Genomic DNA, 19,714 nt, shown 5'->3' with positions numbered 1-19,714 from the left:
GCTATTGCGGACTTTAATCTGAACTACCAACTTCCACCGGAACCACCGCCGGAAAATCCGCCACCGCCAAATCCGCCACCGAATCCGCCGCCGCCAAAACTTCCTCCACCGGAAGAACCTCCACCAAATCCACCGCCACCGCGACCCAGACTGCTCAGGATGATAATATCCGCTAAGTCAAGTCCGCCGCCACGACCACCGGAATTACCGCCGTTGTTTTTGTTTTTGGCAATGATGAAAATAATCACAAAGACTATGATGATGATTGGTAAAATCGGGATTCCTCCATTTTTTTTATTGTTCTTTCTTTCGCCTTTGTATTTGCCTTTAAAGACATCAAAAAGCGCATCAGCACCCTTGTCTAAGCCTCGGTAGTAACTTCCTGCTTTAAACTCAGGAATGATAATATTTCGGGTGATTTCTCCACCGATTCCTGCGGTTAATCTGTCTTCCAATCCGTAACCCGGAGAAATCCAAATTTTTCTTTCGGCTTTCGCCAAAAGAATGACCACACCATTGTCATTTTCTTTACTTCCGCCAATTCCCCATTCTTGTCCCCATCTTGGTGTCAGGATTCCGATGTCTTCACCTTGAAGGCTTTCGATGGTGATCACTACAATTTGGGTTGAAGTACTGTCGGAATACCGAACGAGTTTTTCTTCCAGTTGTGTTTTTTCTTCCGGACTCAAAACTTTCGCATAATCATAGACCGAAGTTTGAAATTTAGGCACTTCCGGAATTGTGTATTGGGCAAAACTGAGCTGAGTAACACAAAGACAAACGATGAGTTTCAGGAAAACGCGAATAGTGATATTATATTTCATTCTCCTCTTGATATTTCGTTAGATAATTCATCCCTGTCACCATCTTGATATGGAAAATATTTTTGTAATTGTTCTCCGGCTCTGAGTATGCCTTCCACAAGACCTTGTTTGTAATTGTGTTCTTTGAAATTCTTTTCCATCACATCACGGGTGCAATCCCAAAAATCATTCGGAACCAAATCATTAATGCCTTTATCGCCACAAATCACAAAATGTTTGTCCTTGACGGCAAGGTAAATCAACACACCGTTTTTCAACTCGGTTTCATCCATTTTCAATAAATGGAAAACTTCCATCGCACGATCGAACGCATCGATGGAAGTAGTTTTTTCTATATGCACTCTAATTTCACCGGAAGTATTTTTTTCGGCCACGCGAATAGCTTCAACAATTTCCAGCTCTTCTTCTTTGGTTAAAAAATCTTCTACTTTAGACATGGCAGTCAATTAGAATTTTACTTCTACCGGTTTGTCAGCACCTTCTACGGCTTTGAAATATGGTTTTTCTTTGTATTTGCCTAAGAACATGCTTTGTGGCATTGCCAATACATAACCGTTATAGTCCTGAACGGCTTCATTGAAACGGGTTCTGGCGGTTAAAATTTGGTTTTCTGTGCTGGCCAATTCGTCTTGTAGTTTTAAGAAGCTTTGATCGGCTTTTAAATTTGGATATTGCTCTACTGAGACTAACAATCTTGATAATGATGATGAAACTCCGCTTTGGGCTTGATTAAATGCCGCTAATTGCTCCGGAGTGACATTCGCAGGATCAATACTAACAGCAGTAGCTTTAGCTCTGGCTTCAATAACTGCAGTTAATGTTGTTTTTTCGTGTTCTGCATATCCTTTAACCGTATTTACCAAATTACCAATCAAATCATTTCTTCTTTGATACGCCGTATTTACATTTCCCCATTCTTTATTGACAGCCTGATCTTTTCGCAATCCGGTGTTCATTACACCAACCACCCAAAAAGCGATGATTAAAATTAAACCAATTCCGATAATCCAAGGTAAAAATCTTTTAATGTCCATGTTTTCTATTTTTAGTTTTTGTTATTAGTTTTTATTTATTTCAATTGTTACAATTTGTTTTCTAAAGTTGGCTTTTGATATTCATCAATTGTGCTTTTACCGTTTCCAGTTTGCTGATGATTTCAAACTTGTCCAACGTTTTCTTTTGGCCTTCTTTCAAATGCGTCTTCGCGCCATCGAGGGTAAATCCTCTTTCTTTGACCAAATGATAAATCAGCTGTAGGTTTTTTACATCTTCAGGCGTGAACATTCGATTGCCTTTCGCATTTTTCTTGGGTTTCAGAATGTCAAATTCCTTGTCCCAAAAACGAATCAACGAAGCGTTCACATTAAAAGCTTTGGCCACTTCGCCAATGCTGTAATATCTCTTTCCTTCTTTTAACTCTATATGCATAGTGTCTGTATTTTTGTTGGATTAATCCAATGATTGATTTTCCTGATTAGCTAACTTCGAAATAACGGTATATTCCGCAGCCGAGATGTTTCCGTAATAAAAATTAATCGGATTCACGACTTTGCCATCTTTGTGTACTTCATAATGCAAATGTGGCGCTTCACTTCGGCCGGTACTGCCAACATACCCAATCACATCACCACGTTTTACACGTTGTCCTCGTCTTACTTTGTATTTGCTCAAATGTCCATACAAAGTCAGATAGCCATAACCATGCATAATTTCAATGTGGTTACCATAACCCGATTTTGAATTGTCAGCATTTTTAACGATTCCATCGCCTGTGGCATAAATGGGTGTTCCCGTTTTAGCCGTAAAATCCATGCCTTCGTGCATTTTTCGCACTTTGGTAAACGGATCGCTTCGGTAACCAAAACCAGAAGCAATTCGTTTCATTTGTTCATTTTTTATGGGTTGTATCGCCGGAATTGCTGATAGCAATTTATTTTTCTCTTTGGCCAATTTCAAAATTTCATCCAACGATTTGGATTGGATTGCCAATTCTTTGGAAATCACATCTACTCGTTTGGAAGTGTTAATCACCAACTCCGAATTGTCAAAACCTTCCAATTCTCTATAACGGTTAACACCGCCAAAACCTGCTTTTCTTTGCTCTGTCGGAATAGGCGAGGTATTAAAATAAGCCCTGTAAATATTATTGTCGCGGTCTTCCACATCAGCTAAAACTTCCTCAACCTGATCAATTTTTTTGTTTAAAATGGAATAGCGTAATTTCATTGTTTCAATTTCGCGCGCCTGTAATCTGTCTTTGGGAGTTTCTAAATAGGAACTATTCAGTAAAACCACAAAACACAAAAATCCAAATAAACCTGATGCAAGTAAAAACAACCCGATGTAACCCAGTTTCTTGGATAGTTTTGGCTTTATTTTTCGGTAAGCCAAACTTTCGGTATCGAAATAATACTTTACTTTTTTCGCCATCTTTTATTTTATACTATTTTTGTGCTTGTTTTAAGAAAACAATGGTTATACGAACAAATTTAGCAAATGTTTCAATCATAATGTAAATTTATTTCATGAGCGAAACATTATAAAGTGGATTTGGTTATTTGTGGATTCGGTTATTTGAAAATAAACCAAATCGCAGACAACCCAAATCACAAATAACCAAATCACCAGTTAACCGAATTAACACAAAAAATGAAATCACAAGACATTCGAAAAGCGTATTTACAATTCTTTGAAAGCAAAGGCCACTTAATTGTGCCTTCAGCTCCAATCGTCCTAAAAGACGATCCAACCCTGATGTTCAACAACTCGGGTATGGCGCAGTTCAAGGAATACTTTCTAGGAAACGGGACACCCAAAAGTCCACGTATCGCCGACACGCAAAAATGTCTTCGTGTATCCGGAAAACACAACGATTTGGAAGATGTAGGTTTTGATACGTACCACCATACCATGTTCGAAATGTTGGGCAACTGGTCCTTTGGCGATTACTTCAAAAAAGAAGCGTTGGCCTGGGCTTGGGAATTCCTGACCGAAGTATTGAAATTGGACAAAGATCGTTTGTACGTTTCCGTGTTTGAAGGCAATCCTGAGGAGAATGTTCCATTCGATCAGGAAGCTTGGGATATTTGGAAACAATACGTTCCCGAAGACAGAATCATCCTTGGAAATAAAAAAGATAACTTCTGGGAAATGGGTGACCAAGGTCCGTGTGGGCCATGTTCGGAAATCCATATCGATTTAAGAACCGATGCCGAAAGAGCAGCGGTATCGGGAAGAAGTTTGGTCAACGCCGATCATCCGCAGGTAGTGGAAATCTGGAACAACGTATTCATGGAATTCAACCGTAAGGCTGATGGTTCGTTGGAAAAATTACCGGCACAACACGTAGATACCGGGATGGGATTTGAACGTTTGTGTATGGCGATGCAAAAGGTAACATCCAATTACGACACCGATGTGTTCACACCACTGATTGCCAAAATTGAAGAAATCACAGGATTAAAATATACTTCGAATGAAGTAAAAAATATAAGCGAGGAACAAAACAAAACCAATATCGCGATTCGCGTAATTGTGGATCACGTTCGTGCCGTAGCTTTTGCTATTGCTGATGGTCAATTGCCATCCAATACCGGTGCAGGTTATGTCATCCGCAGGATTTTGCGTCGTGCGATTCGTTATGGTTTTACGTTTTTGAATACCAAAGAACCATTCATCAATAAATTGGTTGCTGTTTTGGCAGACCAAATGGGTGAATTCTTCCCTGAAATCAAAACCCAACAACAATTGGTGACCAATGTAATCCGCGAGGAAGAGGCGTCTTTCCTGAGAACGTTAGACCAAGGATTGCAATTGTTGGATAAAGTCGTAGCCGAAACTTCCGGAAAAGAAGTAAAAGGCGAGAAAGTATTTGAATTGTATGATACTTTCGGATTCCCGAAAGATTTGACCGCTTTGATTTTAAAAGAAAAAGGCTATTCGTTTAACGAATCGGAATTTGATGCCGAATTGAAAAAACAAAAAGACCGTTCGCGTGCCGCTTCGGAAGTTTCAACCGAGGATTGGAAAGTTTTAATTCCGGGGAATGTGGAAACTTTCGTAGGATATGACCAAACGGAGAATGAAGTTAAAATTACCCGTATTCGTAAAGTAGACAGTAAAAAAGATGGTATTTTATACCAAATCGTTTTAGACAATACGCCATTCTATCCGGAAGGCGGTGGACAGGTAGGTGACAAAGGAACTTTAGTTTCGGCTAATGAAACCATTGACATCATTGACACCAAGAAAGAAAATAACCTGATTTTGCATTTTGCGAAACAATTGCCTGAAAATGTAACTGCGGCTTTTGTGGCCAAAGTGAATACCGATTTAAGAACAGCAACGTCTAAAAATCATACGGCAACTCACTTGATGCATTTGGGTTTGAGAACGATTTTGGGAACGCATGTGGAACAAAAAGGATCTTTGGTTAATCCAAATCATTTGCGTTTTGACTTTTCGCATTTCAGCAAAGTAACCGATGAGGAAATCCAGAAAGTGGAAGCTTTTGTCAATGCGAGAATAGAAGAGCAATTGCCATTGGTAGAACACAGAAGTATTCCAATCCAACAGGCGATGGCACAAGGTGCGATGGCATTGTTCGGGGAAAAATATGGCGACAATGTCCGCATGATTGAATTTGGCGACAGCAAAGAATTGTGTGGTGGAATCCATGTGAAAAATACTGCCGACATCTGGCATTTCAAAATGGTGTCTGAAGGCGCTGTAGCGGCTGGAATCCGTCGTGTTGAAGCGATTACCGGTGATGCAGTAAAAGATTTCTTTAACCAACAGGAAAACGCTTTGGCATCGATTAAAGAAACCTTGAAAAACCCTCAGGACACAATCAAAGCTGTGGTTTCGTTACAAGACGAAAACGCCAAACTTAAAAAGCAAATTGAACAACTGTTGAAAGAAAAAGCCAAAAACCTAAAAGGCGAATTGGCTGCTCAATTGCAGGAAATCAATGGCGTAAAATTCTTAGCGACTCAAGTTGATTTGAATCCGGAAGGTGCTAAAGACTTGGCTTATGAATTGGGGAATTTAGGAACGAACTTATTCCTCGTTTTGGCTACTGCTGAGGATGACAAACCAATGCTGACCTGCTATATTTCCAAAGAATTGGTGACTGAGAAAAACCTAAACGCCGGACAAGTAGTCCGTGAATTGGGGAAATACATTCAAGGCGGCGGCGGCGGACAACCGTTCTTTGCCACAGCCGGAGGAAAGAATGTAGCCGGAATCAAAGAAGCTTTGGAAAAAGCAGTTGATTATATAAAATAAGCTGTTCTTAGTTAATAAATAAAAACCCTTTCAATTGAAAGGGTTTTTTATTGGAGTTTGGTCTCTTATTTTGAAATGATGATTTTTGTTTTTTCTATTCCGTTGATCGTGGCAATCGTTAAGAAATAGATTCCTTGGTTTTGGATATCAATTGTTGTTTCTAATGAATTACAATGGTATTCATTTACTTTTTGACCTAAAGCATTGTAAACCATAACTACTGTGATACTCGAATCCGATTGTATATTCACTAAGCCTGTTGAAGGATTGGGATATACCATCAAATGACTTTTATTTTCAAACTCATTAAGGCCAAGAAGCCTTGGGATACATCCCTCAACATAAGTTTGGGGTTCGGTATCCGGTAAAGTTAAGGTTGACGGAGTTTCCAATAAGGAAGAGGATGGTGTGATCGTCAGGTTAATCGAATTAAAATTCAAAGTGACATTGTCAAAAGTCAAACTCATATTGTCGTTAGCACACGTCGTTGTACCGTTGTTTTCGGTGTTAAATAAAATGGGGTTGTTATTGTCAAAATTGTTATTGTGGAAAGCGGTGTAATACCAATTGTTATCACTTTTTACGAAAGGAGTGCTAATTCCAAAACCATCATTATAAAGTTTTAACCATGAAAAGGTTTCATTGCTGCTCATTCTCATGCTAAATGTTTTATTGAAGGCATTGTCATCTTCCCTCATTGAGCCTGTTGCCACAATATCGCCATCGGCAAGTTGTGTAATATTGTTAATACCAGAGGTATAAGTACTGGTGGTTTTGACGGATAGTGAATTACCTGCGGATGATAACCGGTGTAAATAAAGCCCGCCAAATGAGATAGAATAATTATAAAAGTTACCGGCCAGTAAAACATCACCGGTATCTAAAGGAAGGATATCGTTAATGGTTATAATGCTTCCGCTATTGATATGTTTAAATCTTTTGGACCAAAGGACCATATTGGCGGAGTTGATTTTGCAAATATAATTTCCATCGGCATAGGCGTAGCCCGTTATGTAATAATTCCCCGAATTGTCTTTAGAAATATTTGTAGGAGTTGTCCATGCTGAGACTCCGCCATCTTCTAAAACAGAGGTTTGCAGTACATTTCCATTGGTGTCGAAATCAATGATAACCTGAGTAGAAGATATGACATAACCAAAACCATTGTAGGTACTTACGGTACCAACTGCTTTGATGTTATTGCCTATCAATTCAGCATCGTTTATGGCTAAGCGAACCGGATAAGTGGTGAAATTGCCAATAGAAAAAAGGATTTGTCCATTAGGATCAAGCTTTAGCAAAGAACCTGTGTCAGTAAAAAAAAGCGAAGTGCCATCATTTAATACAATGGTTTTCTTTCCGTTTCCACCATATAAATTCTTGCTCCAGAGCGAGACAAAATTAGCATCCGTTTTAATAATCGTTGATTGATAACCAGGTGACGCATCCCAATTGGGATAAGAATAGGAATAATTTAGAATGTACCCATTGTCAGGAGTTTGGACTATTGGGGCTGAACTTCCCATAGAGTAATGAATTGAATTAGCAGGGATTGGAAAAGTCCAGGTATTCGTTTGCCCTAAAATGCTCAATGGCAGTAATAGTAAAAGTAGTTGTGTTTTCATTTAAGAAATTTTCTATAAAAATAGAAAATATTTTAATTGTTGATTTGTTAAATTTTGAAGATCTCTGCTCTTAGTTCTTAATTTATTGCTGTTTAAATGCTCAAAAAGCGCAGAACAACAGATTTTTTAACAGTATATCGAAAGATTTTTTTGCTAGAGATTCACTTCTATACATTTGATTTGAAATTAAATACTGCCCCGTAATTAATTACCACAAATACTTTTAACCTATGAAAAAAGCTATTCAATATCTTTTGATTTCCTTTCTGGTCTTAGCTGTTACTTCGTGTACTAGCGATGATGAGATTAATGAGGAACAATTATTGAGAACCTTAATTGAGGTAAATGTAGATGGTACTTCTGAAACGACTCATTTGACTTATGACGGGACCAAAATTTTATCTATCGTTTCTCCAACCAAAAACGAAACCTTCGAGTATACCGGTGAATTGATTACGAGAATTAACAGTATGGATATTCCAAACCAGGAATTGACCATTTTCGATTATATCTATACCAACGGTGAATTGACAAAAGTAATCTGTTCTGAGAATTATGTATTGAATTTTGTACACAATGCCGATGGAACGGTTTCTTACGAAAAAATTACTCTTGACACAAACAACAATGAGGTTTTAGTTTACCATGGAACATTGTATTTTCAAGGGCAAAACGCCTTGGAAGACAAAAGAGTTTTAGACAATACTGTGTCAAATGAAGTGCATAAACAAGAAGTGAGCTTTGTGTATGATGTCAAAACAAACCCACTGAACAGTATCACCGGTTACAGTAAGTTATTGGATCATTTTACAACCATTTCTGCGAATAATGTTGCTTCAAACATTGAAATTTATTCGGTAAACTATTTAGATACAGAGCAAGCGACTTCTTCGGCTATTCAGTATGCGAGAAATTATCAATACGACAATAACGGTTACCCAACAGAAATCCTTTCACCTTACCCGGTTTTTGGGCCTCGAAATGATAATCATTTGAAATCGCTTTACTTCTACGAATAAGCTTTTTCAAACGACAAAAATTAGTTTTATAAATCAAGCACTATAATCAAACCCAAACCCTTTCACCTGTCAATGAAAGGGTTTTTTATTTTCGGTCAAAATAGATAGTGCCCAGTCCAAACTTAAAAATAAGTTGCTGGTCATCCAGGAGCTCAATTTCAGCGTCTTCTTCAATGCTTTCAAAGCCTTCTTCGCCTGAGGAATCTTGTTTTTGGGTCAGTGTTTTTCCATCGGCTGAAATTTCATAATGGCCATGTATTGGAACAGCCCCAACCTGGGCTAAGGTTGTGGTGAATTTTCCATCGGAATCAAAACACACCACAGAGTTTTGGGCTTCATCAACCATATCGGCTGGAATATCCTTTGGGTTTTTAAATTCTATTTTTTTAAAAACCCAACAACCCAATATTTTTTCTGCATTTGTTTTTTGGGCGACAGCTTTTGAAGTAGTGAGAGAAAGAAATAAGAAGGCAAAAATTTTCAGGTATCTCATAGTTATGATTTGGTTTTAAAATTTACGTTATTGAGCCAAACTGCTGTTCAGGCCTTGATTATTTTTTTATTTCGTTAATCTGAATAAAGTCAGATTTGGATTTTCTTCGGTACTATTTTTTAATTCTTTAAAGCCTAACTTCAGGAGAAGCCCGGTTGAACTTTGGTTTTCCTTATGTGTTATTGCATCTATCATTTTGAGTCCAAGCGTTTCACTTGCATATTCAACTATTTTCTTTGCAGCCTCAACCATAATCCCTTGTCCTTGATATTCGGTTAAAAGCTCATATCCAATTTCACATTTCTTTGGGTCACTTAAAAATTCGAATAAACAAATCGTACCAATCAGTTTTGGCTTTCCGGTTTCTGTGATGGCCCAATAAAAAAAATCATCGCTTTCGTTTTCAGCTATCTTTTTAATAAAATTCAAGGCATCTTCTAATGTTTTACTTGGTTTCCTGTCCAGATATTTATTTATTTCAGGATTGGAGCGCAATTGCAATATTTCTTCGGAATCACTTTTTGAAAGTCGCCGAAGCGTTAACCTTTCGGTTGTCAATATTGGGAAAGTCTTTGATTCTTTGCTCATTCTAGAGGGATTTTGTCTGATAACTAACGTGCCGTGGCTTACTACTGTTATACAACGTTTTTTATTTTCGATATACATTTACTTCACTACCCGTTGCGGTAATAAAATAATTACCATCATAAGAAAAGCCATAAGCTTTTAGTTCATAATCACTGAATATTTTGAAACAGTCTTTTGCTTCGTCCTCTTGATAAATACTTTTGAAATTAGGTTCAAAAATTAAATCTATTATTGGCCATTGTGTTGCCATAAATTGAAGTGAATCACCATACTTATTTAAAAAAGGTAGTCCACCACCATGAATTCCGCCAACTAATATTTTTTCGTCAAATAGTTTACCAATTCCCATTGACCACAATTCGTAAGTGTCCATCCATTCCCAACTATCATCATAATCCCTTTCGATTAATTCAAATTTAGAACAATCTATGACACCTCTTCCTTGACTCGATATTACTAGAAGCATTTCTGGAAATTTTTTAGAAAAACCTACGTTACTCAATCCGCCAACGGCGAATGTTTCTTTTTTCCATCCGGTTGGTATATCCATTTCTTTAGCTTGATCGACTAACTTTTGAAGCCTTAATCTGTTTTCATCATCGAGATTACTTTTTTTACTAAATAGATTCATTTTGAGTTTCGTCTTTTTAAAATGGTGTATAACGTGTCGTAGATTGTGACAGTAGCGTTTATCTAGTTTTAAAGATAATAAAAAGTTCAATATGCAGCTTATCAATGACAGAAAACGGTAAGCCCAATTTTTGTACTTTTGACCCAAATCAAATCCCAAGATGCATTTCACCACCAAAGTTCCCGTTGCGGCTTATAACAATCCGATAGACTACCAATCCAGGATATTGTCTTTGGGCTCGTGCTTTGCCGAGAATATGAGCGAGAAATTCGCTTATTTTAAATTCCAAATCGCGATCAATCCGTTTGGGATTGTCTTTAATCCGGTGTCGATTGAAAAATTAATAGACAGAGTAGTGAACCAACGCTTGTTTACCGAAGCCGATATTTTCTTTCACAATGAGTTGTGGCATTGCTATGAAGTCCATTCTGAGTTGAGCCATCCTGATAAAGATTTTTTTCTCGACAGATTAAATCAAATCCTTGGAGAACTTCATCATCAAATTTTCAAATTTTCAAATTGTATAATCACATTTGGTACCGCTTGGGTTTATCGCTACAACGATTCAGGTCAAATCGTAGCCAATTGTCATAAAGTACCGCAAAAGGAATTCACCAAAGAAATCCTGTCACCCGAAACGATTCAGCAATCGATTCAAAACACCATCGCTTTAATCCAAAAAGTCAATCCCGATAGTCAATTTATTTTCACCGTGTCACCGGTGCGCCACCTCAAAGACGGTTTTGCTGAGAATCAAAGAAGTAAGGCCCATTTGATTACCGCCATTCATAACTTAACCGCCCAATACAACTACTTTCCGAGTTACGAAATCATGATGGACGAACTCCGCGATTATCGTTTCTATGCCGAAGATCTATTGCATCCAAGCCAAACGGCTATCGATTATATTTGGGAGCGATTTTCTGAACACTATGTTTCTGCGGATTGTTTTGGGGTAATGCAGGAAGTAGACAACATTCAAAAAGGTTTGGCACATCGTCCGTTTAACCCGAATACGGCGAGTCACCAACAGTTTGTAGCCTCGATAACGCAAAAAATAGCCAAGTTGAGAGCACAGTTTCCGCACTTTCAATTTTAAAAAAAAACAAGAAGATTACCGATTCTTTACAGCGTCATTTTTTCTAAAAACAATTCCAATCCACCCGATATCAAATGCGCAATCTCAGGACGGTTTTGCTTTACTTTTTCCAAATGAAGTAAGACTTCGTTTAGCAGTTCAGTATTGTTGTTTTTATCGGATAGCTCCGCAATTTCAACGGCAAGTAACCAATCTTTAGGATGGTTTTCTTTTAGAACAGCAAAGGTTTTTTCGATTGAAAGTTCCGCCGTTTTGCCTTCGCGAAGGTTTCGGATGTTGAGGTACAATCCTTCCAGTTCTTCACGTTCAGGTGATTTTTTGGCCTTAATGGTGTGGCTTGATGGCACATGATTGATCATGTCAAAACTGTTCACATCAGCCGGACCTGAAAAGGCAGAAATCACTTTTTTACCCACAGCCATATCGTAGATGCCCCATTCCGGTTGGAATAAAACGGTGTCATTATGGGTTACGGTACAGTTTTTAAAACTGATGATGATAATTTCGCCTTGAAGGTTTCTCGAACCGGTAATGATTTCACCGGTAACGGTGATGTTGCCTTCAAATTCCAAAGTTACTTTTTCGGCTTCATAAATATCATACGCTCGCAAATCACGAGGACTCATATCTTCAATCGCCAGGTTGATGCCTTTTAGTTTCCCTATTGGCGAACCAAAACCTTCGGCGTGATAGTTTGTCCCGTGACCGACCAATTCTTTTTCTCGGTAGGATAGCGCCGTTTTGCCGGTAGTTTGCACATAAACCGGTTTACCTTCGTGTTCAATCACATTGGTAAACATCCCCGAAATCTGAATTCCGGTGCTGAGTTCAATGGTTCCTAAAGACTTAGAGTTAATCAGTTTTTGAATACCCGATAATCCACCGGTGCGCAAGGCCATCGTATTAGCAAACTCTTCGAGAACCAAGCTCAAATGGGCAAAATCAGGCGTAACATACAACTGCGGTTGCGGTTTAGTAATATCAAAACTTTGGTCCGCAGCTGAAATCTCATAAGGGATTTTGGTTACGTTGTCGGTCATGCACCAGGCACTTTCCCCAATCGAAGAAAGCAATCCGGCACCATATATTTTTGGGTTGTCCAAGGTACCTATCAAACCATATTCTACCGTCCACCAATGTAGGTTTCTGATGCGAGACATTTCGGAAAGTTCGCCCATGTTATTTTGTAGAAAATCTACCTGGTCTTCCGCTTTTTTGATTTCGTCAGCAGGCGTTCCTTCGGCTTCTTTTAGTATTGATAACAAACGAATCGCTTCATACATTTCGTAATCGCGGGAAGACGAAATGGCTTTACAACCAATTTCTCCAAAACGACGCAGATATTCCGCATATTCCGGATTGGCAATGATAGGAGCGTGGCCGGCACCTTCGTGAATGATGTCCGGAGCTGGCGTGTATTCAATATGTTCTAACTGACGAATATCGGAAGCAATGACCAAAACATTATACGCTTGGAATTCCATAAACGCATTCGGCGGAATAAATCCATCTACGGCTACGGCAGCCCAACCGATTTCCTTCAAAATACGGTTCATGCCATACATGTTTGGGATATTGTCCACTTCCAGTCCTGTTTTTTTCAAGCCGTCTAAGTAAGATTCATGCGCTACTTTTGAAAGATAATCCACATTTTTACGCATCACATAACGCCAAACAGCCTGATTAATCGGAGTGTAATCGTCATAATCCTGCGGTTTTATAAACTGCTTTAAGTGCTTTGGTAATCTGTCAATCAAAGGGTTGCTTTCAAAATTTGCTTCCATAAATCCAATAGTGTTGTGTCTGTAAATTTACTAATCTTAGCGGAAAGAAGTGTTATAAATTAATTAAAAGCAATGAATATTTTTCTGGAGCTTTGTCCGGCTGTCCGTTTTATCTTTTTACTTGTTCTCGATACTTTGCTTCGCAAAACTCGAACTGACGTAAAAAGGATGCCACTTCCATCCGGGCTAAAAAAAAACCGCAACATTGCTGTTCCGGTTTATATTTTTAAAAATCTGCTGATTTGTTTCTGTCATTCCCAACTTGATTGGAACTGAATACTGCGACTACAGACAGTTTACTTCTTTTGTGGTGGATACTGTTCCAATATTTTGGTCACAAATTCCTTGATTTTTTCGTCTTTTTTGTTGGTATCTTTGGTTAGGACGCCTTCACCTTCACCTTGCCAAATGAGTTCTTTTTTATTGGCATCGATGATATCGATGTACAAAGTACCTTCGGTGTATCTTGAAACGGAAGTGTTTCCGCCCCATAAATATGGATTCCAACCAAAACCCCAGCCATAACCCCAACCCGCATTGAATTGGCTTACATTGACTTGTTCTCTTTCTTTGGTGAAAAATGCAATCAACAAATCGGGATTTTCACTTTTGGTAAAACCTTTGGAAACCATTACTTCATCAATAGAGCGAAGAATTCTCTTTTTGTCTAAATCAGAAACCTCGGCTTTGTCTATTCCGGTTTTGTGAAAAGCATACGTTTTATAAGGGGCAAAATCTACCTTTTTGTCATAATCCGAGTTCACTTTAATGGAACTACACGAAGATAGCAGTAAGATGAATACTGCGAGAAGTGCAAACTTTTTCATAGCTATAAATTTTGGTTACAATAATTGATCATCAACTATACTAGGGATGGTAACTTTTAATAAAGGTTGCGTGGCCATGGCTCTTTTTATGGCAAAAACTGCACCTTCATTTCTGGCCCAACTTCTTCTTGAAATTCCGTTGTTTACATCCCAGAAAAGCATTGATTCTAAGCGTCTTGACGCAGCTTTAGAGCCATCAAGAACCATACCAAAACCACCGTTTATAACTTCGCCCCAACCAACACCACCGCCATTGTGAATTGATACCCAAGTTGCGCCACGGAAACTGTCGCCGATAACGTTATGGATTGCCATATCGGCAGTAAATCGGGAACCATCATAGATGTTGGAAGTCTCTCTGTAAGGTGAATCCGTTCCGGAAACATCGTGGTGATCACGGCCTAAAACCACATAGCCAATGTCACCACGTGCAATCGCCTGGTTAAAGGCTTCTGCAATTTTGATTCTGCCTTCAGCATCGGCATAAAGGATTCTCGCCTGTGAACCGACAACCAATTTGTTTTCCTGTGCGCCTTTGATCCATTGGATGTTATCGGCCATTTGTTGCTGGATTTCTTCGGGAGAATTTTTCATCATTTCTTCCAGAACGTCACAGGCAATTTTATCTGTCTTGGCTAAGTCATCCGGATTTCCGGAAGCACAAACCCAACGGAATGGCCCGAAACCATAGTCAAAACACATTGGTCCCATAATATCCTGTACATAACTTGGATATTTGAATTCTCGTCCCAATGTTGGATTTTCAGCCATTACATCGGCTCCTGCGCGGGAAGCTTCCAATAAGAAAGCATTTCCGTAATCAAAGAAATAGGTTCCTTTGGCTGTATGTTTATTAATCGCTGCAGCATGACGGCGCAACGTTTTTTGTACTTCTTCCTTGAATTGTTCAGGATTATTCGCCATCATTTCATTCGCATCTTCAAACGAAATGCCCACCGGATAATAACCTCCTGCCCAAGGATTGTGTAGTGAGGTTTGGTCGGAACCTAAATCGATATGCAGATTTTCCTGATCAAATCGTTCCCAAACATCAACTACATTTCCGAGATAAGCAATAGAAACCACTTCTTTGTTGTCCAAGGCTTTTTTAACTCTTGGGACTAAATCTTCGATATTTTCAATCACCTCGTTAATCCAACCTTGTGAATGGCGAATGTGGGTGATTTTCGGATTGACTTCGGCGCAAACTGTTACACAACCGGCAATGTTTCCGGCTTTGGGTTGGGCACCGCTCATTCCACCCAAACCTGAGGTTACGAATAAACCGCCGCTTGGGGATTTTTTTATTTTTCTGAAACCGTTTAAAACCGTAATGGTTGTTCCGTGAACGATACCTTGCGGACCGATATACATATAACTTCCGGCAGTCATTTGACCGTATTGGGAAACGCCTAAAGCATTCATTTTTTCCCAATCATCCGGTTTGGAATAGTTAGGAATTACCATTCCGTTGGTCACGACAACTCTTGGTGCTTCGGCATGTGACGGGAATAAGCCCATCGGGTGACCGGAATACATGACTAAGGTTTGTTCTTCGGTCATTTCGGCCAAATATTTCATCGTCAAAAGATATTGTGCCCAATTGCTGAAAACAGCTCCGTTTCCGCCGTACGTAATTAACTCGTGTGGATGTTGTGCCACGGCATAATCCAAATTGTTTTGGATCATCAGCATGATGGCTTTTGCCTGTTCGCATTTTCCCGGATATTCCGAAATCGGTCGGGCATACATTTTATAATTGGGGCGAAATCGGTACATGTAGATGCGACCGTAAGTTTCCATTTCCGCTTTGAATTCGGGGATTAATGTCGCGTGATGTTGTGGCTCAAAATAACGCAAGGCATTTTTCAGCGCCAGCTTTTTCTCTTCTTCGGTTAGTATTTCTTTGCGTTTTGGTGCGTGATTGATTTCAGGTTCGTATGGTTTAGGATTTGGTAAAACCGCCGGAATTCCTTGTAAAATCTGTTCTTGAAAAGTCATTTTGTTTGAGTTGTATATTGTAAGTTATGTGTTGTTTATTTTTTTGGCCTGATGGTTCCTGTTTTTTTGTCAAATCCATAAGGACAATGACGGCAGCCACTGCGACAGCAATAGCCGCGTTTTAAATGGTATTTTTCGGTGAAACATCGGTAACCTTCGGGTGTTAGGTAATAATCTTCGCCTTCAATTAATTTATTTTCATTATTTTGCTCGTTCATACGCGCAAATTTAAATACTTTATAAGTAATGATACTAATCGTTTCGAAATATTTAATTCCAAAAGGTTACCGAGGATTGACCCTGTTCCCTTTTGTATTTTTAAAGTGTCGGAGTGATAAGGAAAATATTGCATTGCTCAACCATGAAAGAATTCATTTGCGCCAGCAACTCGAGTTGTTGATATTGCCTTTTTTTGTTTGGTATTTGATAGAGTTTTTACTTAAGTATTTAAAATACGGAAACCGAAATAACGCTTACCGGAACATTTCTTTTGAAAAAGAAGCCTATCAGAATGAAAAAAATCAGCTTTACTTATCAGAAAGAAAGCCTTACTCTTTTTTAAAATTGATTTAACAGTTTGATTTTTAATCATTGATGTTTTATTTTTCATTCTCCACAAATTCATTTCCTCTGTTTTTTGAAGAATATCTGTTGCGATTTTAAATAATCGCAATAAGTTATTAATTCACATAATATAATTTGTTTTAGTAAGAATAAGCGCGCAATGTAATGCTTAAAATGCATTTTAACTATAAAAAATCGCATTTTGTCGATGTTTTTTTTGGTTCGTAAAATTATATATTGTACGTTTGCTTCGTTAAATACCACACACAAATTTTAAAAATGAAATATTTCATATAAAATTTATAACACGATGTAAAAAAGGAATTGGGTTATAAAGTAAAGTTCAGTTTTGTCAAAATTAAAATTAAAAGACATGAAAAAAATACTCTACTCAGCCCTAATCTTGGTATCATTCCAAACCTACTCCCAAATTGGAATTGGTACAAACTCACCTCAAGCGACATTAGACGTTAGAGAAATTGATCCTTCATCACCAACTGCCGAAGCCGGAATTGCTATACCACAAGTAAGCGTTTTGCCATCATCAGGAAACCGATCGGGTCAAATAGTTTTTTTAACCACCACCAATTCTTATTATTGTTACGGAGGTTCCAGCTGGCAGCCACTTTATACCCAGGTATATACTTTAGGAGATGTAAAACACGGCTTCCAAACCGCAGATCATAACGGTTGGATTTTATTAAACGGAAGAGCGAAAAGCACTTTGACTGCAAGTCAGCAGGCTGCTGCCACCGCTTTAGGGATTGGAACAAACCTCCCTAATATTTCCGATAAAAGCATAGTCGGAGTCAGTGGTACCAAAACATTAAATACCACCGGCGGTAGTGCTACAGTAACCCTCGCGCAGAATCAATTGCCCAATGTTACCTTGTCAACCAGCACAGATGGTGCACATACCCATAATTCAGGTAATGCGGCCAATTCGCTTTTTTCATCACTTTTGCCTTTTTCAGGAACTCCCGTGTTGTATTCTACAAGTGATACAGACGCAACATCGAGCAGCGGTTCCCACAGTCATACTACTTCTTCTATCAATGGAGGTGTTGCCCAACAGTCAGTTACTGTTCAAAATCCCTATTTAGCATTAAACGGATTTATTTATTTAGGCTCTTAATAGATGCACTTTTCCCCAAGAGTGTATTTATTTCAGTCGTTATTCTTAAATATTAAAAAAGTGTATTATGAAAAACCTACTTTACATATTACTTTTATCTGTTTCATTTGCTTCAAAAGCACAACTATACGTTAGCAGCAGCAGTTATATCTATAACAAAGGAAGCTTGCTATATGTCAAAGGAGCTGTTGAACTTAACGGCTCAAGCAATCTTTATCTGAGAAACGGAGGTCAATTGCTTCAGGGCACAACAGGAACTTCAGTCAATAAAGGAACGGGAAAGGTTTCCGTATACCAAGAAGGAACTGTAAATAATTATTTCTATAATTATTGGTGTTCTCCGGTTGGAACTGCTTCAACCACTCCGGGAAATGAAGATTTTGGTATATCCATGTTACATGTTCCGACAACCAATACGGCAAGTACTGAAGCGGTTTTGGATGGGGGCACTTTGGATGGCGTTTCCGGTACAGGAACTTTGACCATAGCGTCTTACTGGGTTTGGAAATTCTTGTCTTCTGCAGGTTATAACCAATGGTTTTATTCCGGACCTAATACCAATATTAGTTCGGGTCAAGGTTTTACGATGAAAGGGACAAGCGGTTCAGATGCCACCAATGTTGGGGAAAGCACTGTAAACAATATAGGAAGCGCACAACGATATGATTTCAGAGGCAAGCCAAACGATGGAAACATTTCAGTTGACGTAGCTGCCAATGGCTTTACTTTAACCGGTAATCCTTATCCGTCGGCACTTCATGTGAATGCTTTTTTATTGGACGCAGCCAATTCGGCTTGCGATGGCGTGGCCTATTATTGGGAACAGGACAAATCGGTCAATTCACATGTTTTAATGGATTATCAAGGTGGTTATGGTACTTATTCTCCAATCAGCTTAGCTTCTAACGGAATTTATGTTCCGGCCACTTATAACACCTATAATGAAGATGGAACTTTAAATGTAGCTGGTGCTTCTTCACAATTGAGCATTGAAAGAAAGTTTGCGCCAATCGGGCAAGGTTTTATGATCAAAGGTGTAACTGACGGAACTTTAACAATCAAAAATGAACATCGCGTCTTTAAGAAAGAAGGCGATTATTCGCAATTTCACCGTCAAAATAATGCCATGACATCCACTGATGTTGTCGGAATTCCACAGATACGATTAAATACAATTATGAATAATCAGTACACAAGTCAAATCGCTTTAGCATTGATTCCTTCAGCGACTGATGGTGTTGATAATGGTATTGATGCCAAAAGCCCGGTAGCGGATAATATACCAAATGATGTGTATTTCTTTTTGGCCAATGAAAAGTATGTCATTCAGGGCTTGAATTTTGATGTTGACAAAAGGATTGCGATAGGCATAAAGTCAACGGAGAACAGTACTTTTAAGTTTGAGGTGCCACAAATTTTGAATTTTGACGAATCCCAACCAATCTATCTGTATGATGCCGAAGATGATTCTTATCACGATATAAAAAATGGAACCTATGAAGTGTCTTTGCCTACCGGAATTTACAATGACCGTTTTCAAATTACCTTCAAAGACAATTCCCTGAATACTACTATTGCTATTGTTCCGTCTGACTTGGTTGTTTATCAGGATAACAGCTTGCAAATGTTGACCATTTCGAATCCGAAGCTTATCGAAATTAAATCGGTGGTGCTTTATGATTTGAGTGGAAAAAAGATTTTCAATAAATCCGAATTACCGGTTCAGGACAGTCATCAGTTTTCGACCAGCGGATTGAGTAATGGGGTTTATCTGGCCGAAGTTTTTTCCAAAGAAAACAAAAGAACCGTTCAGAAAGTATTGATTTCTTTTCTATAAT

General features: G+C 38.6%; 18 protein-coding genes. 5 read left to right on the top strand and 13 right to left on the bottom strand.

The features are described 5' to 3' along the window. Nucleotides 1-23 precede the first annotated feature (23 nt). The 5 genes from P1K33_RS03290 to P1K33_RS03270 form a co-directional block, all read right to left on the bottom strand. On the bottom strand, nt 24-824 hold the full coding sequence (locus P1K33_RS03290; RefSeq protein WP_284651433.1) for a TPM domain-containing protein: 801 nt from the start codon (nt 822-824) through the stop codon (nt 24-26). Beyond that, nucleotides 821-1,261 (bottom strand): TPM domain-containing protein, encoded by a 441-nt coding sequence (locus P1K33_RS03285; protein WP_284651432.1) that lies wholly within the window; start codon nt 1,259-1,261, stop codon nt 821-823. The genes P1K33_RS03290 and P1K33_RS03285 overlap by 4 nt, the downstream gene beginning before the upstream one ends. A gap of 9 nt (nt 1,262-1,270) precedes the next feature. After that, nucleotides 1,271-1,852, bottom strand: a complete 582-nt coding sequence (locus P1K33_RS03280) for a LemA family protein (RefSeq protein ID WP_284651618.1) — start codon at nt 1,850-1,852, stop codon at nt 1,271-1,273. Nucleotides 1,853-1,919: 67 nt separating this feature from the next. Further along, nucleotides 1,920-2,252, bottom strand: coding sequence for a MerR family transcriptional regulator (locus P1K33_RS03275; protein ID WP_284651431.1), 333 nt, complete (start codon nt 2,250-2,252; stop codon nt 1,920-1,922). 21 nt (nt 2,253-2,273) lie between these two features. Further along, complete coding sequence (locus P1K33_RS03270; protein ID WP_284651430.1) at nt 2,274-3,254, bottom strand: M23 family metallopeptidase; 981 nt, start codon at nt 3,252-3,254, stop codon at nt 2,274-2,276. 219 nt (nt 3,255-3,473) lie between these two features. On the opposite strand from P1K33_RS03270, the gene alaS reads away from it, so the two are divergent. Beyond that, on the top strand, nt 3,474-6,110 hold the full coding sequence (alaS, locus tag P1K33_RS03265; protein WP_284651429.1) for an alanine--tRNA ligase: 2,637 nt from the start codon (nt 3,474-3,476) through the stop codon (nt 6,108-6,110). 65 nt (nt 6,111-6,175) lie between these two features. Here the strand turns inward: alaS and P1K33_RS03260 are convergent, their stop codons facing one another. Then, the gene (locus P1K33_RS03260) at nt 6,176-7,735 is read right to left on the bottom strand and encodes a T9SS type A sorting domain-containing protein (protein ID WP_284651427.1); all 1,560 of its coding nucleotides are present in this window, start codon (nt 7,733-7,735) and stop codon (nt 6,176-6,178) included. Between the two features lie 230 nt (nt 7,736-7,965). Here P1K33_RS03260 and P1K33_RS03255 point away from each other — a divergent pair, with 230 nt between their 5' ends. Then, on the top strand, nt 7,966-8,754 hold the full coding sequence (locus P1K33_RS03255) for a hypothetical protein (protein ID WP_284651425.1): 789 nt from the start codon (nt 7,966-7,968) through the stop codon (nt 8,752-8,754). Nucleotides 8,755-8,839: 85 nt separating this feature from the next. On the opposite strand, the gene P1K33_RS03250 is transcribed toward P1K33_RS03255, so the two are convergent. The 3 genes from P1K33_RS03250 to P1K33_RS03240 all read right to left on the bottom strand — a co-directional run bounded on the left by P1K33_RS03250 (nt 8,840) and on the right by P1K33_RS03240 (nt 10,466). Next, nucleotides 8,840-9,247, bottom strand: a complete 408-nt coding sequence (locus tag P1K33_RS03250; RefSeq protein ID WP_284651424.1) for a hypothetical protein — start codon at nt 9,245-9,247, stop codon at nt 8,840-8,842. Between the two features lie 66 nt (nt 9,248-9,313). Then, complete coding sequence (locus P1K33_RS03245; protein ID WP_284651423.1) at nt 9,314-9,913, bottom strand: GNAT family N-acetyltransferase; 600 nt, start codon at nt 9,911-9,913, stop codon at nt 9,314-9,316. Further along, nucleotides 9,897-10,466, bottom strand: a complete 570-nt coding sequence (locus P1K33_RS03240) for a hypothetical protein (protein WP_284651422.1) — start codon at nt 10,464-10,466, stop codon at nt 9,897-9,899. Before P1K33_RS03240 ends, P1K33_RS03245 begins: the two co-directional genes overlap by 17 nt. Before the next feature lie 160 nt (nt 10,467-10,626). On the opposite strand from P1K33_RS03240, the gene P1K33_RS03235 reads away from it, so the two are divergent. Then, complete coding sequence (locus P1K33_RS03235) at nt 10,627-11,565, top strand: GSCFA domain-containing protein (protein ID WP_284651421.1); 939 nt, start codon at nt 10,627-10,629, stop codon at nt 11,563-11,565. Nucleotides 11,566-11,591: 26 nt separating this feature from the next. Here the strand turns inward: P1K33_RS03235 and P1K33_RS03230 are convergent, their stop codons facing one another. The 4 genes from P1K33_RS03230 to P1K33_RS03215 form a co-directional block, all read right to left on the bottom strand. Then, nucleotides 11,592-13,349 (bottom strand): aromatic amino acid hydroxylase, encoded by a 1,758-nt coding sequence (locus P1K33_RS03230; RefSeq protein ID WP_284651420.1) that lies wholly within the window; start codon nt 13,347-13,349, stop codon nt 11,592-11,594. 296 nt (nt 13,350-13,645) lie between these two features. Further along, on the bottom strand, nt 13,646-14,176 hold the full coding sequence (locus P1K33_RS03225; RefSeq protein ID WP_284651419.1) for a DUF4136 domain-containing protein: 531 nt from the start codon (nt 14,174-14,176) through the stop codon (nt 13,646-13,648). A 15-nt stretch (nt 14,177-14,191) separates the two neighbouring features. Then, complete coding sequence (gene hutU, locus P1K33_RS03220) at nt 14,192-16,177, bottom strand: urocanate hydratase (protein WP_284651418.1); 1,986 nt, start codon at nt 16,175-16,177, stop codon at nt 14,192-14,194. A 35-nt stretch (nt 16,178-16,212) separates the two neighbouring features. Then, entirely contained in the window at nt 16,213-16,395 is a 183-nt protein-coding gene (locus tag P1K33_RS03215; protein WP_284651417.1) for a C1orf53 family protein, read from the bottom strand. Between the two features lie 719 nt (nt 16,396-17,114). Here P1K33_RS03215 and P1K33_RS03205 point away from each other — a divergent pair. Further along, complete coding sequence (locus tag P1K33_RS03205; RefSeq protein ID WP_284651415.1) at nt 17,115-17,876, top strand: phage tail-like protein; 762 nt, start codon at nt 17,115-17,117, stop codon at nt 17,874-17,876. A 67-nt stretch (nt 17,877-17,943) separates the two neighbouring features. Further along, entirely contained in the window at nt 17,944-19,713 is a 1,770-nt protein-coding gene (locus P1K33_RS03200) for a T9SS type A sorting domain-containing protein (RefSeq protein WP_284651414.1), read from the top strand. Nucleotide 19,714: the final 1 nt, after the last annotated feature.

The organism is Flavobacterium terrisoli, assembly GCF_030167905.1.
Lineage (GTDB): Bacteria > Bacteroidota > Bacteroidia > Flavobacteriales > Flavobacteriaceae > Flavobacterium > Flavobacterium terrisoli.
This window is presented reverse-complemented; position numbering and strand designations above follow the sequence as displayed.

Bases quoted from the DNA above. Each gene is read 5' to 3' on its own strand.
- P1K33_RS03240 (WP_284651422.1), bottom strand. From the start codon at position 10,466: ATGAATCTATTTAGTAAAAAAAGTAATCTCGATGATGAAAACAGATTA.
- P1K33_RS03290 (WP_284651433.1), bottom strand. From the start codon at position 824: ATGAAATATAATATCACTATTCGCGTTTTCCTGAAACTCATCGTTTGT.
- P1K33_RS03285 (WP_284651432.1), bottom strand. From the start codon at position 1,261: ATGTCTAAAGTAGAAGATTTTTTAACCAAAGAAGAAGAGCTGGAAATT.
- P1K33_RS03200 (WP_284651414.1), top strand. From the start codon at position 17,944: ATGAAAAACCTACTTTACATATTACTTTTATCTGTTTCATTTGCTTCA.
- hutU (WP_284651418.1), bottom strand. From the start codon at position 16,177: ATGACTTTTCAAGAACAGATTTTACAAGGAATTCCGGCGGTTTTACCA.
- P1K33_RS03260 (WP_284651427.1), bottom strand. From the start codon at position 7,735: ATGAAAACACAACTACTTTTACTATTACTGCCATTGAGCATTTTAGGG.
- P1K33_RS03225 (WP_284651419.1), bottom strand. From the start codon at position 14,176: ATGAAAAAGTTTGCACTTCTCGCAGTATTCATCTTACTGCTATCTTCG.
- P1K33_RS03235 (WP_284651421.1), top strand. From the start codon at position 10,627: ATGCATTTCACCACCAAAGTTCCCGTTGCGGCTTATAACAATCCGATA.
- P1K33_RS03255 (WP_284651425.1), top strand. From the start codon at position 7,966: ATGAAAAAAGCTATTCAATATCTTTTGATTTCCTTTCTGGTCTTAGCT.
- P1K33_RS03205 (WP_284651415.1), top strand. From the start codon at position 17,115: ATGAAAAAAATACTCTACTCAGCCCTAATCTTGGTATCATTCCAAACC.
- P1K33_RS03215 (WP_284651417.1), bottom strand. From the start codon at position 16,395: ATGAACGAGCAAAATAATGAAAATAAATTAATTGAAGGCGAAGATTAT.
- P1K33_RS03275 (WP_284651431.1), bottom strand. From the start codon at position 2,252: ATGCATATAGAGTTAAAAGAAGGAAAGAGATATTACAGCATTGGCGAA.
- P1K33_RS03245 (WP_284651423.1), bottom strand. From the start codon at position 9,913: ATGTATATCGAAAATAAAAAACGTTGTATAACAGTAGTAAGCCACGGC.
- P1K33_RS03250 (WP_284651424.1), bottom strand. From the start codon at position 9,247: ATGAGATACCTGAAAATTTTTGCCTTCTTATTTCTTTCTCTCACTACT.
- P1K33_RS03270 (WP_284651430.1), bottom strand. From the start codon at position 3,254: ATGGCGAAAAAAGTAAAGTATTATTTCGATACCGAAAGTTTGGCTTAC.
- P1K33_RS03230 (WP_284651420.1), bottom strand. From the start codon at position 13,349: ATGGAAGCAAATTTTGAAAGCAACCCTTTGATTGACAGATTACCAAAG.
- alaS (WP_284651429.1), top strand. From the start codon at position 3,474: ATGAAATCACAAGACATTCGAAAAGCGTATTTACAATTCTTTGAAAGC.